Source organism: Halocella sp. SP3-1 (genome assembly GCF_003953885.1).
GTDB lineage: Bacteria > Bacillota > Halanaerobiia > Halanaerobiales > DTU029 > Iocasia > Iocasia fonsfrigidae.
This window is the reverse complement of the sequence record NZ_CP032760.1, coordinates 494,258-508,818: the sequence shown is the minus strand read 5'-3', so window position 1 is coordinate 508,818 and position 14,561 is coordinate 494,258. Positions and strand designations below refer to the sequence as shown.

The following is a 14,561-nucleotide window of genomic DNA, read 5'->3' as shown; positions in this document are numbered from 1 at the left end:
TTTTCACAGCTCAGCCGCCTGGTTGGGCTTTCTTTAATACGCTGTTATTGTCTTTGGCCAGGTAATCATCCCCATATCCCCTGGCGAGAAGATTTAGCAGCATATCAATTTCCTGGCTTTTTTGTAGGACTATTTCATCAAAATGGTTTTTTTCCAGAAAAAGTTCATTTAATTCTCGGCGTTTTTCCTCAATTAGAGAGAGTAAATTAATAATTTTATAAACACCTCCTATATTACCAAAAACTACTTTTATTTATAATATTATACATAAAACGGGAATTTCCTTCATATTTTAAAAAAATAGGCAAAAAGTCATGTACTATACCTTTGAAAACCATGGATAAAGGGCCGGTTATTGACATATGCTAAAAACAATGCTATAATTATCATGTTTCATTGTTTAAATATAAGTTAGGGGATGATTATAATCAAAATTATATTAACAACAATTGATAATAATGATTTAAATGCAAAGGTGGACAAACAGTTTGGAAGGGCTCCATTTTTTGCTCTGCTGGAAACAGATAATTTAGAGATAAGTTTTTTGGATAATTCTGCTGCAAATGCTTCCAGTGGTGCCGGGGTAATGGCTGCCCAGCAGGTAGTTGATGAAGACCCGGCAGCTGTTATAGCCGGTAATTTTGGTCCCAAGGCTTTTAGTGTTTTAAAAGCTGCCGGTATTAAGATGTATTCATATAGCGGTGATACAGTTAGAGATGCTGTTAAATTGTACCAGAATGATTCACTTAAGGAATTACTTGACCCAACTAACGGGGCCCATGCAGGGTTAAAGTAGGTTATCAATTATGAAAATAACAGTACTAAGCGGCAAAGGAGGGACGGGTAAGACTACTATTGCTACTAATCTTGCCCTGTCACTGTCGAATGTACAATTGCTGGATGCGGATGTAGAGGAACCTGATTCCTATTTATTTATTAAACCAGATTTTGCTGATGAATACCAGGCTGTTAATAGATATGTCCCCCAAATTGACTATGATAAATGTAATTCCTGTCGTAAATGTGTGGATTTCTGTCAGTATAATGCCCTGGCTATCATCTTAGATAAAGTAATGGTTTTTCCAGAGATCTGTCACAGCTGTGGAGGTTGTAAGATAGTCTGTCCCCGGGATGCTATAAGTGAAGAAAAAAGAGAGATCGGCAATATAAAATGGGATCACTCTGATCGAGAACTTGATTTCTGGCAGGGTGAATTAAATATTGGTGAAGAGACTGCTGTACCGGTAATTGAAGAATTAAAAGGATTTATGGATGAAGAAAAGGATGTTATTATTGATGCTCAACCAGGTACCACCTGTCCTACAGTTGAAGCAGCCTTAGATAGTGATTATTGTATTCTTGTTACTGAACCGACTCCATTTGGTTTAAATGACCTGCAGATGGCTGTTGATATGTTAAAGGAATTAAAAAAACCATATGGGGTGATAATCAATCGCTCAGAGGAAGACTATGATTATCTGATAGAGGATTATTGTCGTAAAGAGGGTATTAAAATTTTATTAAAAATCCCCTATGACCGTCAGATAGCTGAGTTGTATTCTGAAGGTATACCCTTTGTACAGGAACTGCCTGAATGGAAAGAGGAGTTTAGCAAAATTTATCAACATATTAAGGGGGTAGTCAAATGACAATCAAAAAATTGACAGTAATTAGTGGTAAGGGAGGTACTGGTAAGACAACAGTAATCTCCAACCTTGCTGCTCTGGCAGATAATGTTGTTTTAGGAGATTGTGATGTAGATGCCCCTAACATGCATTTATTACTAAAACCGACTGTAGAGAAAAAGACAGTCTTTAAAAGTGCTAAACTGGCTGTAAAAGATGAGGACAGCTGTAATAACTGTGGACTTTGTAGAGAGTTTTGCCGTTTTAAGGCTATCAATGAAGATTTAAGCATTAACCCGCTGAAGTGTGACGGATGTGGTGTATGTGCAGTTGTCTGTCCATCTAATGCAATTCACCTGGAGGAACAGATAACAGGTCATATCTATCATTCCAATTCCAGGTTTGGACCAATGATCCATGCAAAATTGAAGGCCGGGGCAGATAACTCTGGTAAATTAGTAAGTGAGGTAAAAAAAGAGGCAGCTAAAATTGCTATCGAACAAAATAAAAAACTCATTTTAATTGATGGTTCACCAGGGATAGGCTGTCCTGTCATTGCCTCACTTAATGGTGTTGATATGGCTTTAGTTGTTACAGAGCCTACTCAGTCAGGCCTGGCTGATCTGGTAAGGGTCTTAGGACTCAGTAAACACTTTAATATTCAAGTATTTATTGTTATTAATAAATATGATCTTAATGAAAAGATGACAGCCGAGATTAATAAATATTGTCAGGAAAAAGGAATTTCAGTTATTGGCAAGATACCATTCTCTCGCGAGATTAATGAGGCGATGCATCTGGGCAAGTTGATTGTTAATTACAAACCAGCAGCTAAACCTGCTGTGGCTATTAGAGATATGTGGCAGAAGGTTAAAGAGATAAACCAGTTATAAGATTAATTGACATATGCTTATAACTGTGTTAGAATAGAAAAAACTATCTAATTATAGGAGTGATTTTAAAGATGGAAAAGATAGCTGTCCCTACTGAAGGGGATATGTTTGCTCAGCATTTTGGGCATTGCCCACAATTTACCATTGTTGCAGTAGATGAAAATAAAGTGCTTAATAAAGAAGTTATTGATAATCCCGGTCATCAACCTGGTTTTTTGCCTAAATTCTTAAGGGATCATGGTGTAGATGTTATTATTGCTGGGGGAATGGGCAGGAAAGCAGTTGATTTGTTTAATCAATTTGATATTGAGGTTGTAACAGGTGCCAGTGGTTCGGTCATGGATGGTATCAGGCTTTATCTTGAAGGGAGTCTAGAGACAGAAGAGGATATTTGTGAACACTAAATAATAGTATTAAAATAGAATACTTTTATTATTTTCCCATCTTAATTATTGAGGATGGGATTTTTATTGTTTGATTAAGCAAAGAAAAATGATATAATTAACTTGAGTAAATTACTAATATTTAACTTTCACAATGAATATTTTTATATATGGGGAGGGGTTTTATGTTTGGAGAGATTAAGGCAGACATAAAGGCTGTTTTTGAAAGGGACCCTGCTGCTAATAACATTATAGAGGTGCTATTAGCCTATTCAGGGCTCCACGCCATTATTATTCATCGCTTATCACATAGCTTATATAAGATCGGGCTGCGGACATTACCCCGGATAATATCACAGGTGGCCAGGTTTTTTACCGGTATAGAGATACATCCTGGAGCAGTGATCGGTAAGGGTTTTTTTATTGACCATGGGATGGGTGTTGTGATTGGTGAAACTACAGAGATTGGGGAAAATGTTACCCTATTTCAGGGGGTAACCCTGGGAGGAACTGGTAAAGAAAAAGGAAAGAGGCACCCGACAATAGGTGACAATGTCCTGATTGGGGCAGGTGCTAAGGTCCTTGGTTCAATAACCATTGCCAGGGACTCCATGATTGGGGCAGGTTCTGTTGTCTTACATGATGTCCCGGCAAATAGTACTGTTGTGGGTGTACCTGGTAGAGTGACCAAGAGGGCGGGGAAGAAAATTCATCCTGAAATGGAGCTTAACCATAGAGAATTACCGGATATAATCGGGGAAGCACTCCGTTCTTTTGAGGAGAGGCTTGTTAAATTAGAAAAAGACAAAAAACAGACCAGAACACCTGGCTAAAGGTGGACTGGTCTTTGTTTTTATAGTAATAAATCAGGTTTTAATTAAACAGCCCGGTACTGAGGTAACGTTCACCAGTATCAGGTGCTATTGCCAGGATTGTTTTATTACTATCTAACTCAGCTGCTATCTGTAGGGCCGCAGCAGCAGAAGCTCCTGAGGATATACCCAGTAAAAGCCCTTCTTTACTGGCCAGTAGTTGTGCTGTTTCAATTGCTTTAATATCAGAAATTTTTATCACCCTGTCGATAATGTTTTTATTTAAAACAGCAGGAATAAAGCCTGCACCAATACCCTGAATCTTGTGAGAACCAGAACTTTCACCGGAGAGAACTGCTGAAGTAGCTGGTTCAACAGCAATAGCTTTTATTTCTGGTATTTCATTTTTTAAAACCTCAGCAGTGCCAGTCAGAGTTCCACCTGTACCGACACCTGCAATAAAATAGTCTATCTTTCCACCAGTATCTCTCAGGATCTCGCGGGCAGTTGTCTGGCGGTGGATTTCAGGATTGGCCGGGTTTTCAAATTGACCTGGCATGAAATAATCACTATTTTTAGCAACTAATTCTCTGGCTTTATCAATAGCCCCCTTCATGCCCTTTTCACCAGGGGTAAGTACTAATTTTGCCCCATAGGCTTTAAGCAAATTGCGCCGCTCTATACTCATTGAATCAGGCATAGTCAGAATTACCTGATACCCTTTAACAGCACCAATCAGAGCCAGGCCAATACCAGTATTACCACTGGTTGGTTCAATGATAGTTCCACCCTTTTTTAGTCTTCCCTCTTCCTCTGCAGTTTTAATCATATTATAGCAGATTCTATCCTTAATACTCCCTCCAGGGTTATTCCTTTCTAATTTCAATAAGACTGTTGCTGAACTATCACCGGTTACTTTGTTTAGCTTGATAATCGGTGTATCACCAATAAGTTCTACAGCATTATTGTAAATCCTCATATTTAGTATACCTCCCTTTTGATAGCCCCTTGTAAATGAAACAAAATAAAACCTAGTAAATCGATAAGTTTTCAGGACTTTAATTAATTATACTAGAAAAAGTGTATAATTGTCAAATAAAAAACCATTTTTTAGAGGAATTTAAGATTTTAGCGTGAATTATTATATTAAGATCTTTATATAGGTATTTTAAACAACTATTTATTATATTCTATTAAATATCAGAGACTTTAATTATTAAAGGAGTGGTTCTATGTTTAAATCATTACAATTAAAATGGAAAATTAGTTTGATAATTACTTTTATTGCAGTAATAGTTATGGTGGTTGTTTCTTATCTTACATATCACAATACCAGTGATATGTTGTTAGAGCAGATTGATGGTAAGATTGGTATTATACAGCAGTCTCAGAAAAATACAATTGCAGAGATCTTCTCCCAATCAGAGAAACAGGTTGCCCAGTTTGCTGCTGACCGGGATGTAGTAAACTATCTGTATATGTTACACTTAACTTTAGAGGGTGATTTTAAGTCTGATAGATTGCTCAAGTCATTTAGTTATAATGTAAGGAATGATTCTGCTGATTTAAGAAAGAGTATCGACAGCTCAATTACTGAGATTGCTTTTTCCTATATTACCAGCCCTGATGGGATTGTACTGGCTGATTCACGGATGGAAGAAGACGACGAGATGACTGATTTTATACAGGTACTGATGCCAGAAGATGAATATAAAAACACCTCTTCTGAAAGAATAATGAGCAGTGATGGGGAAAATTACTTACTATTTAATTCCCCTATTCACAGGAATAATGAGGATTTAATGGGCTATTATGTAATGGCAGTACCCCTTAGTGTCTTAAATAAAACCTTAAGTCAGTCATATATGGCAGATGCTAATATTCAGTTGATTAATAAAGAGGGAATTGTTTTAAATCATACTGATACTAAATTAATAGGGAGAGAATGTAATGACCCCTGGTATTTTTCGCAGATAAAAGAGGGAGTTAATTCTGTAGAGGAAAAAACAGACAGGCAGTATAAGATAATTCAGCGGCTGGCCGAAGATAGGAATTTGTATTTGGCAATTGATGTTCCTATCAAAGTAATAAATGAGCCGGTTAATAAGGTCAGAAACAGCATTTTAATGGTAGCAGTAATTGGTGTTATCTTAATTTTTGTAACAGGTTATTTTCTGATAGGTTGGCAGCTTAATCCCCTTAAAGACCTCTTAAAGGCCTTTGATTTACTTGGTAAAGGGGTTATAAAAGAAGAGGTTTTACTTAAAGATAAAGATACTGAACGTAAGGATGAAATAGGGATTTTAAGTAAAGCCTTTAACAGTATGGTTCTACAACTGAGAGAAGTGATTAATAATATTATTGGGGCTGCCGGTAATGTTGCAGACTCATCACAACAATTAAAGGTTATCAGTGATGAGGTAGAGTCTAGCTCTGAACAGGTTGCTGAGGCTATTCAGGAGGTAGCAAGCGGGGCTGATAATCAATCAGAGAATATTGATAATATTAATTTTAAGATGAAAAATCTGGCTGAGGGTATAGATACCATGGATAGGTCTAACCAGGATGTTGAAACTCTGGCTGTAGAGGTAAACCAGGCCACCGAAAAAGGTCAGAATGAGATTGAAAAGGTAAGTCAGCAGATGAACAATATACGGCTTTCGATCAATGAAATAGCCAGTGGTATAAATAACCTTGAGAATATCTCCAATGAGATTGATGGTATTTTAGAGATAATTAATAGTATTGCCAATCAAACAAATCTTCTGGCCTTAAATGCAGCTATTGAGGCTGCACGGGCAGGTGAAGCAGGTAGAGGTTTTACTGTTGTTGCTGATGAGATACGTGATCTGGCTGAAGAATCTGCCAGTTCTGCCGGTAAAATAAGGGATTTGATTGAAGATATCAAATCCGAGACAAAGGATGCTACCAGCAAGATGGGAGAAGGTTCCCGTCAGATAGAGACAGGTGAAAAGACCGTTGAATCAGCCAGGGGGGCCTTTGATGATATCAAAGCCAGTATTGAAAAAGTAAACAGAGGTATTGAGAAAGCCAGTCAGGCTGTTAAGAGTGTTAGCGGTGAAAGCAGGGAAATAACTGAAGGCCTTGATAACATAGCCAGCATATCTGAAGAAACCTCAGCTAGCAGTGAAGAGGTGGCCGCTTCCAGTCAGGAACAGATCTCCTATATTGAAGAGATGAGTTCCCTGGCCGATTCTTTTGCTGCCATGGCTGATGAACTAAATGAGCTTATTAAGAGATTTGAGTTATAATCTTTTAGGATAAATTGAAATTGCTTAAGGGCCGGGGGTTATTATTCCTCGGTCTTTTTTTATTTTATTCTCAGGAATTGTCAATTAGGGTAGTTTGTATTATAATAGGATTAAATCAAAATTATCGAAAATTGACGAATATTATAATAATTTCCCATATATTAGGAGAGGAGGGTTTAAGATTGAAGTATTCTATAGCCTTTATTTCCCCTTATAAGAAACTGGCTGATCTTTTTGCAGAGTTGGCTAATGAAGTAGGCAAAAAAATAGAGATAGAGATAGGAGACCTGGAGATAGGGGCCAGGAAGGCCCTTGAGTTAGAAGCAAAGGGCTGTGATGTAGTTATTAGCCGTGGTGGTACTTCGATTGCTATCAAAAAGGAGGTAACAGACCTGCCGGTTGTTGATGTTCCGGTAAGTGGTTTTGACCTGATTCGGGTATTGTACTATGTCAGGAGAGAGGCTGATAAGATAGCTCTGGTGGGTTTTGAACCCTTTACACATGGTATAGAAGGACTGGGAGAGATAATGGGGATAAACCTGAAGGTCTTTACCCTGAAAGAGGAATGGTATGAAGATACTGCCAAGATAAAAAGTGTATTGCAGGGAGTTAAGGCAGAGGGGTATAATTTTGTTGTTGGTGATAATATTTCGGTAAGAATGGCCAAGGAATTAGGCTTAGAAACACATCTAATAAAATCCGGTAAAGAGAGTCTGCACCGGGCCCTGATTGAGGCTGAAAATATAGCCAGGACAAGGCGTAGAGAGATGGAAAAAACAAACAGGATAAAGAGTATCATTGATTCGGCTCATGAAGGTATTATCAGCATTAATAAAGACGGTAGGATAGATATTTTTAATCCTCGTGCTGAAATCCTTTTTAACAAAAAGGCGGATAAAGTAATTGGTCGGGAGATTAATGATGTTTTACCTGAACTTAAGCTGACAAAAATGATTAAGATGGTCGATAAGCCCAGAGAAGAGATATGGACTGTAGGAAAAAAGAAAATTGCAGCTAATGTAACACCGATTAGAGTAGCAGAAGAACACATTGGTGTAGTAGCCACCTGTCAGGAAGTCTCTGGTGTTCAGAAGATGGAGCAGAAGATCAGGAAGGAGCTCTATCTGAAAGGATATGTTGCTGAAAATACCTTTGATAATATAATTGGTCAAACTGAAACCATTAAAGAAACTATTATTGAGGCTCAGGACTATGCCCGGATAGATTCCCCTTTATTAATATTTGGGGAGACTGGAACAGGGAAAGAGCTTTTTGCCCAGGCAGTTCATAATGCCAGTTTCCGTCATAATAAACCCTTTGTAGCCTTTAATTGTGCAGCTATTCCGGAAAATCTATTAGAGAGTGAGTTGTTTGGTTATGTGGCAGGGGCATTTACCGGTGCTACGAAAGGAAAAGCAGGCCTTTTTGAACAGGCCCATGAAGGAACTATCTTTTTGGATGAGATCGGGGAGATATCCCTGGATATTCAGGTCAGACTACTAAGGGTACTGCAGGAAAGAAAAGTAAGGCGTATTGGGGATGATAAGATAACACCAGTTGATGTACGAATTATTGTGGCTACTAATAAAGACCTTTATCAGTTAGTAGAGAAAGGGGATTTTAGAAAAGACCTCTTTTACCGGATTAATGTCCTGAATCTAAACATTCCACCTTTAAGACAGAGGAGAAATGATATTCCCCTCCTGGTAGATTATTTTATTGCTGAGTTTAATTCCAGGCTCAAAAGGGTAATAAAAAATCCGGGTCCGGAGATTATGAAAATACTCAGTAATTATGATTGGCCGGGCAATGTGCGTCAACTGGAAAATGCTGTAGAACGTTTGGTTGTCAGGGCGAAAGGGAAAGAGATTCCCCGAAGATTAGTAAAGGAGACAATTAGTTCTCTGGAGGGATCTCCTACGAAGGGTATTAAAGCAGATGGGAAGTTAAATGGTAAAAATAAAATATCCCTCTCTTTAGGTAAGCCCTTGTCAGAGATGGAAAAAGAGATTATAGACCAGGTTGTCAGGGCAGAGGGTGGTAATAAATCAGCAGCTGCTAAAAGATTAGGTATCGGCAGGACTACCCTGTGGCGTAAATTAGATGGTTAAAAGGTAATAGTTGTTTCAAAATAGAATGGTGTTCCAAATAAAAACAACTATTGTTTCATAATAAAACATTAACAAACAACTCTAACAAGTGTAAAATTTTAATTATTGTTTATTTAAAAAATAAAAAAGAATGAAAAATAAAAATTATTCTATAAAAATAATTTTATGTTTAAAAATGAAACAAATAACCGTTAAAAACAGCAATATTGTTTCAAAAAGAAAAGAAAGAAGCAGGATTAAATACTCCCTTTTTAAACTGGGAGTATTTAATTTTTCTATAAAGGTATTCCCTGGCATGGTTGATGCAATTTATAATAAACAAATAAATAAAAAATGAAATTATACAGGGTGAGAGACGATGATGATTATAATTGCAGACGATCTAACTGGTGCCAATGATTCAGGTGTACAGCTTTCCAAACAGGGCCTTAAGACACTGGTCTATATTGATCCCTTGAATTGGCAGGATGACTCTCAAAGTAATAATTTGTTTAAGGGCGATGTTCTGGTAATTGATACAGAGACAAGGGAGCTAAGTGGTGAGGAGGCTGCTGAGGCCAGCAGGAAAATCACTGCTAAATTACGGCTGGATCAGCAAAAAAATGCTACTTTTTACAAAAAAATCGATTCCACACTCAGGGGTAATATTGGTAAAGAGCTGGAGGTATTAATGGATTTTCTGGATAAGGACCTCTGTATTTTGGCTCCAAGTTTCCCGGGTAATAACCGTTTAACTGTAGGTGGATATCTGCTGGTAAACAATGAACCCCTGGGGTTAAGTCAGTATTATCAAGGGGGCCTTGACCCCTGGCAGGGGAGTTATATCCCCGATTATATCCAGCAGCAGACTGATTTACCGGTAGGATTGGTTGAATTAAAAGATGTTATGCAGGGGGAAAAGGTCATATTTAAACAGATTGAAGCCCTGCAGAAAAAAGGGAAAAAGATTATAGTCTTTGATGCAGCACTGGATTCACAGTTAAGGGATATTGTAAACAGCAGCAAAAGATTGAATAGTTCTATTCTGTACTGTGGTTCTGCTGGTCTGGCCAATCATTTTTCCAGTCTAAACTCCAGTAAAAGAGAAGATGATTATTTAATAAGCAGTGATAAGAAGCCGGTTTTAATGGTAGTAGGCACCAGAAATAAGGTAATGGAGGAGCAGATAAAATACCTCTCCCGGAATTTATTAGTTTCTTACCTTAAGATTGATCTATTGGACATTTTTAGGGATAAAAAGGGTTCTTTAAAGAGCTATACCAGTAAGGCCTTGGCTGCCCTGGAGGGAGAAAAGCACCTTATCATTCACCCTGACCCTGATTTTAATCAACAGGAAGCAGCTGATGAGATATTACAGGCCAGAGAGATTTCTTTCAGGGGACTGGAGACAAAGATTAGGGATTTCCTGGCTGAGCTTACTGCTAATATCCTGGCAGAAGCCGAGATAAGAGACCTTTTTGTAACAGGTGGTGATACAGCTATTGGTATCTGTAATGAACTTGGTATTAAGAGTCTATTAATCAGGGAAGAGATTTTACCAGGTATACCCCTTAGTTCTCCTGAAAACTCAAAATATCAGAGACTGAGATTAGTTACCAAGGCAGGGGGATTTGGTGGAGAAGAGACCTTATATAAAATAGTATCAAAACTCAGTACTAACAGGGAGGTGAAGGTTTAGAGATAAACCTTAAATATGGATAAACCAATTATAGCAATAACAATGGGAGACCCGGCTGGTATTGGAGCAGAGATTGCGGTCAGGGCACTGGGGAATAGAGAAATATATGAAAGAGCAAAACCACTTGTTATTGGCAGTCGGGTAATTATGGAAGATGCAATTAATTATATTCCATCAAATCTTAAATTAAATGTTATAGAAGATATTGGGGATGTAGTAGGGAAACACGGTCAGCTGGATTTACTTGACCTTGACAATATTGGATTACATGACTTTAAGTATGGAGAGGTCAGTGCGGCTGCCGGTAAGGCTTCTGTAGAATATATACTAAAAGGGATAGAACTGGCCATGAACAATAGCGTTGCTGCAGTAGTAACCGGACCTATCCATAAAGAGGCAATTAATCAGGCAGGTTTTAAATATGCCGGTCATACTGAAATATTCGCTGAAAAGACTAAAGCAAAGGATTATGCTATGATGTTGGCCAGTGAAGATATGAAGGTAATTCATGTTTCTACACATGTTTCTTTACGTAAGGCCTGTGATTTGGTCAAAAAAGATAGGGTATTAAAGGTCATAGAACTAGCCCATCAGGCCCTGCTAGATCTGGGTATAGCAGAACCCCGCATAGCTGTGGCAGGCTTAAACCCCCATTCAGGGGAACAAGGCCTTTTTGGCAGGGAAGAGATTGATGAGATTATACCAGCAATTGAAGAGGCTGCTGCTGGAGGGATAAAGGCTGAAGGACCTGTTCCACCAGATACAATCTTTAGTAAGGTGCAGGGAGGTATGTATGATATTGCTGTGGTAATGTATCATGACCAGGGACATATCCCGATGAAGGTGACAGGTTTTAAATACAATAAAGAGACAGATAAGTTCTCTTCTGTCAGTGGGGTAAACACTACTGTAGGCCTGCCTATCATCAGGACATCAGTTGACCACGGAACAGCCTATGATAAAGCTGGCGAAGGAAGAGCGAATGAAGAGAGCCTTGTAGAGGCAATTAATATGGCAGTAGATTTTGCGAAAAACAGATATTAATATAAATATTTTAAGATTAGTGTGAATCATTGATAAAGGAGGGTAAATAATGTATAAGATTTTGGTTACAAAGCCGATACATCCTATTGGAATGAAAATTTTACGTGAAAAAGCAGATGTAGCAATTTTATCTAGTGTTGAAAATATGGAAGAGGAATCAAAAGATAAAGACGCAATCATTCTTAGAATAGGCAATGTTACGAAAAGTATCATTGAGGGGAATCCTAATTTAAAAGTTATAGCAAAACATGGGGTTGGAGTTGATGAAATAGATGTAGAAACTGCTACTAAATTTAAAATCCCTGTTGTAAATGCTCCTGGGGCTAATGCAGATTCGGTTGCTGAACATACTATTGCTATGTTATTAGCTCTGGTTAAAAATATAAGGAATTCTGATATTAACTTGAGAAAGGGAAAATTCAACTATAGAGATAGTGCTAAACCAGTTGGACTAGAGGGTAAAACTTTTGGCGTAGCTGGTTATGGGCAGATTGGAAAAAAAGTAGTAGAAAAAAGCAGGGGCTTTAACATGAATACAATAGTTTATGACCCTTATGCTGAAATAAATGAAAATCAGGAAGTAGAATTTTGTGATAGCATTGATACCCTTTTTAAAAAATCTGATATTGTAAGTTTGCATATGCCATTAACTAAGGAAACTATAAATTTGATAACATATAAACAATTAAAATTATTGGGTGAAAAAGGGTATTTAATTAATTGTGCAAGAGGAGAAGTTATATGTCAGAGTGATTTATCATTAGCATTAGAAAATGAGATTATAGCTGGAGCAGCTTTAGATGTGTTTGATAAGGAACCACCTGATATAAATGAAAAATTATTTTCTTATGATAATATTATTGTAACTCCTCATATGGCAGCATTATCAGAAGAAGCAATTATTAAAATGTCAACGATGGTATCTAGAGGAGTATTAAAAGTTTTAGAAGGAGAAATGCCAGAAAACGTTGTAAATTTAAATCAAATAACTTACTAACTAATTAATTATAGATAGCAGTGATAAGGCAGGAGGTGACTAGAAAGAAATAAATAAGTTCATATTTTTTAATTTTAATACTAAACAAAAGGAGAGTGTAAAATGAAAAAGTTTAACCTATCTACAGTATTAATCATGTCAATGGTCTTTGTATTAGTTGTAAGTGCAGGTGCTTTAGCAGGTCAGGTTTCAATTAAATTAGGATTTGGTAGTCAATTAGATCCTTTTGATGCTTCTAGTGCTGGTATGATGTATTTCAAACAATACGTTGAGACAGAATCAAATGGAAATATTAAAGTTGACTTATTTCCAGCTAATCAGTTAGGAAGTAATGATGAGATGCTTGAACAGGTAAAAAGAGGGACGATTGAAATGGCTACAAGTATGGGGAGTGGACAGTTAGCTGCAAAGTATTATCCAAATTTCTATATGTTTGATATTCCATATTTGTTTAAATCTACTAAGGTTGCTTGGGATGTAGTTAATCCTAATAATGAGTTTATGAAGGGATTATTGGAAGATATGGCTCAAAAGTCAGGCGTTAGACCTCTTGGATTTTATGTAGAAGGGAGACGCCACTTTACTAATAATGTTCGTTCAATTCATACTCCAGCAGATATGAAAGGTTTAAAGATTAGAACAATGTCTGTACCGGCACATATGGAAATGGTTAAGGCATTAGGAGCATCACCTACACCAATTGCTTATTCAGAGCTTTATGGTGCGATGCAGACAGGAGTAGTAGATGGGCAGGAAAATCCAATAAACAATATTAATTATTTAAAGGCTTATGAAGTACAAAAATATGTTACTCTTGATGGTCATATCACATATATGGTTCCCCTAGTAATAAACGAGAAATTCTATCAAGGTCTAAATGAGGATCAGCAAAGAATAATTAGAGAAGGTGCTTTAGAATCATTTAGAATTAATAATGCTGTGTCTTCAATACAGAACATGATAGGATTAAAAGAAGTAAAGGAACATGGGATGAAGGTTACTATTTTAACTGATGAACAATTACAGCAATTTAGAGATGCTGCCAGACCTAAAGTCCTTAAATTTATTCGTAAACAAGTAGAAGATCAGGATATTATTGACGAATTATTTGCTGAAATTGAAAAATATGAGTATTAATACTAAAACTGAGCTTTAGTTTAATAATAGGGCACCTATCAAGGGTATTTAAAATCACAGGTGCCCTATCAAAAAAACAATAAAAATAAGGGAGGGTTTATTTTGTTTTGGAAAATATTATCAAATTTTAGTTGGTTTATTTCCCTTATATCTCTTGCAAGTGGTATTATAATAATTATCATTCAAGTTTTTTTGAGGTATGTATTTGGTTTTAGTCTACCATGGGCAGAAGAATTAGCAAGATATTGTATGATATATATAGGTATGATAGGGAGTGCACTAACTTTAAGAGAGAGTTCTCATCCGAGTATTGATTTTATTAAAAAAGTATTGACAGACAGAGGAAATTATATTTTAGATTTAATTTGTCAAATAGCGACTCTTTTTTTTGCAGGAGTAATAATCTGGGGTGGATATTCAATTTTTATGTTTGAAGGTTTTTCTTCAAGAACACCAGCCTTAAGAATTTTATGGGCATTCCCCTATTTTTCAATATCTCTGGCAGGAGTTTTACTATTTCTCTTTACAGTGGAAAAATTTATTAACATGTTAAAAGTTAAAAGCAAAGATAAATAAGGCAGCTAGTTTTTTATTTTAAGATTTAAATAT

15 protein-coding genes are annotated in these 14,561 nt (G+C 36.8%); 13 read left to right on the top strand and 2 right to left on the bottom strand.

The window, feature by feature from the left end; all coding sequences use genetic code 11:
* Positions 1–10: 10 nt before the first annotated feature.
* A complete protein-coding gene (locus D7D81_RS20190) occupies positions 11–157 on the bottom strand; it encodes a hypothetical protein (RefSeq protein WP_353622106.1) in 147 nt (48 codons plus the stop codon).
* Positions 158–418: 261 nt separating this feature from the next.
* Here D7D81_RS20190 and D7D81_RS02360 point away from each other — a divergent pair, with 261 nt between their 5' ends.
* The 5 genes from D7D81_RS02360 to cysE all read left to right on the top strand — a co-directional run bounded on the left by D7D81_RS02360 (position 419) and on the right by cysE (position 3,734).
* Entirely contained in the window at positions 419–796 is a 378-nt protein-coding gene (locus D7D81_RS02360; protein ID WP_125986961.1) for a NifB/NifX family molybdenum-iron cluster-binding protein, read from the top strand.
* 10 nt (positions 797–806) lie between these two features.
* Positions 807–1,649 (top strand): ATP-binding protein, encoded by an 843-nt coding sequence (locus D7D81_RS02355; protein WP_125986959.1) that lies wholly within the window; start codon positions 807–809, stop codon positions 1,647–1,649.
* Positions 1,646–2,518: an ATP-binding protein gene (locus tag D7D81_RS02350; RefSeq protein WP_286170093.1), complete on the top strand. Its 873-nt coding sequence runs from the start codon at positions 1,646–1,648 to the stop codon at positions 2,516–2,518. The genes D7D81_RS02355 and D7D81_RS02350 overlap by 4 nt, the downstream gene beginning before the upstream one ends.
* Before the next feature lie 71 nt (positions 2,519–2,589).
* Positions 2,590–2,922: a NifB/NifX family molybdenum-iron cluster-binding protein gene (locus D7D81_RS02345; RefSeq protein ID WP_125986957.1), complete on the top strand. Its 333-nt coding sequence runs from the start codon at positions 2,590–2,592 to the stop codon at positions 2,920–2,922.
* A 164-nt stretch (positions 2,923–3,086) separates the two neighbouring features.
* Positions 3,087–3,734, top strand: a complete 648-nt coding sequence (gene cysE / locus D7D81_RS02340; protein ID WP_125986955.1) for a serine O-acetyltransferase — start codon at positions 3,087–3,089, stop codon at positions 3,732–3,734.
* 40 nt (positions 3,735–3,774) lie between these two features.
* Here cysE and cysK read toward each other — a convergent pair whose 3' ends face one another.
* Positions 3,775–4,692 (bottom strand): cysteine synthase A, encoded by a 918-nt coding sequence (gene cysK, locus D7D81_RS02335; RefSeq protein WP_125986953.1) that lies wholly within the window; start codon positions 4,690–4,692, stop codon positions 3,775–3,777.
* Positions 4,693–4,945: 253 nt separating this feature from the next.
* Between cysK and D7D81_RS02330 the strand changes: the two genes are divergently transcribed.
* From D7D81_RS02330 to D7D81_RS02295, 8 genes are all read left to right on the top strand, one after another.
* The gene (locus tag D7D81_RS02330) at positions 4,946–6,985 is read left to right on the top strand and encodes a methyl-accepting chemotaxis protein (protein WP_125986951.1); all 2,040 of its coding nucleotides are present in this window, start codon (positions 4,946–4,948) and stop codon (positions 6,983–6,985) included.
* Positions 6,986–7,167: 182 nt separating this feature from the next.
* On the top strand, positions 7,168–9,096 hold the full coding sequence (locus D7D81_RS02325) for a sigma 54-interacting transcriptional regulator (protein WP_164522084.1): 1,929 nt from the start codon (positions 7,168–7,170) through the stop codon (positions 9,094–9,096).
* A 130-nt stretch (positions 9,097–9,226) separates the two neighbouring features.
* Positions 9,227–9,433 (top strand): hypothetical protein, encoded by a 207-nt coding sequence (locus tag D7D81_RS02320; protein WP_125986947.1) that lies wholly within the window; start codon positions 9,227–9,229, stop codon positions 9,431–9,433.
* Between the two features lie 21 nt (positions 9,434–9,454).
* Positions 9,455–10,774, top strand: coding sequence for a four-carbon acid sugar kinase family protein (locus tag D7D81_RS02315; protein WP_125986945.1), 1,320 nt, complete (start codon positions 9,455–9,457; stop codon positions 10,772–10,774).
* A 15-nt stretch (positions 10,775–10,789) separates the two neighbouring features.
* Positions 10,790–11,818, top strand: coding sequence for a 4-hydroxythreonine-4-phosphate dehydrogenase PdxA (gene pdxA, locus D7D81_RS02310; protein ID WP_125986943.1), 1,029 nt, complete (start codon positions 10,790–10,792; stop codon positions 11,816–11,818).
* Positions 11,819–11,867: 49 nt separating this feature from the next.
* Positions 11,868–12,815: a hydroxyacid dehydrogenase gene (locus tag D7D81_RS02305; protein WP_125986941.1), complete on the top strand. Its 948-nt coding sequence runs from the start codon at positions 11,868–11,870 to the stop codon at positions 12,813–12,815.
* A 102-nt stretch (positions 12,816–12,917) separates the two neighbouring features.
* Entirely contained in the window at positions 12,918–13,952 is a 1,035-nt protein-coding gene (locus tag D7D81_RS02300) for a TRAP transporter substrate-binding protein (RefSeq protein ID WP_125986939.1), read from the top strand.
* 102 nt (positions 13,953–14,054) lie between these two features.
* Positions 14,055–14,528 carry a TRAP transporter small permease gene (locus tag D7D81_RS02295; protein ID WP_164522083.1) on the top strand — a complete coding sequence of 158 codons (474 nt, stop codon included), beginning with the start codon at positions 14,055–14,057 and terminating at the stop codon, positions 14,526–14,528.
* Positions 14,529–14,561: the final 33 nt, after the last annotated feature.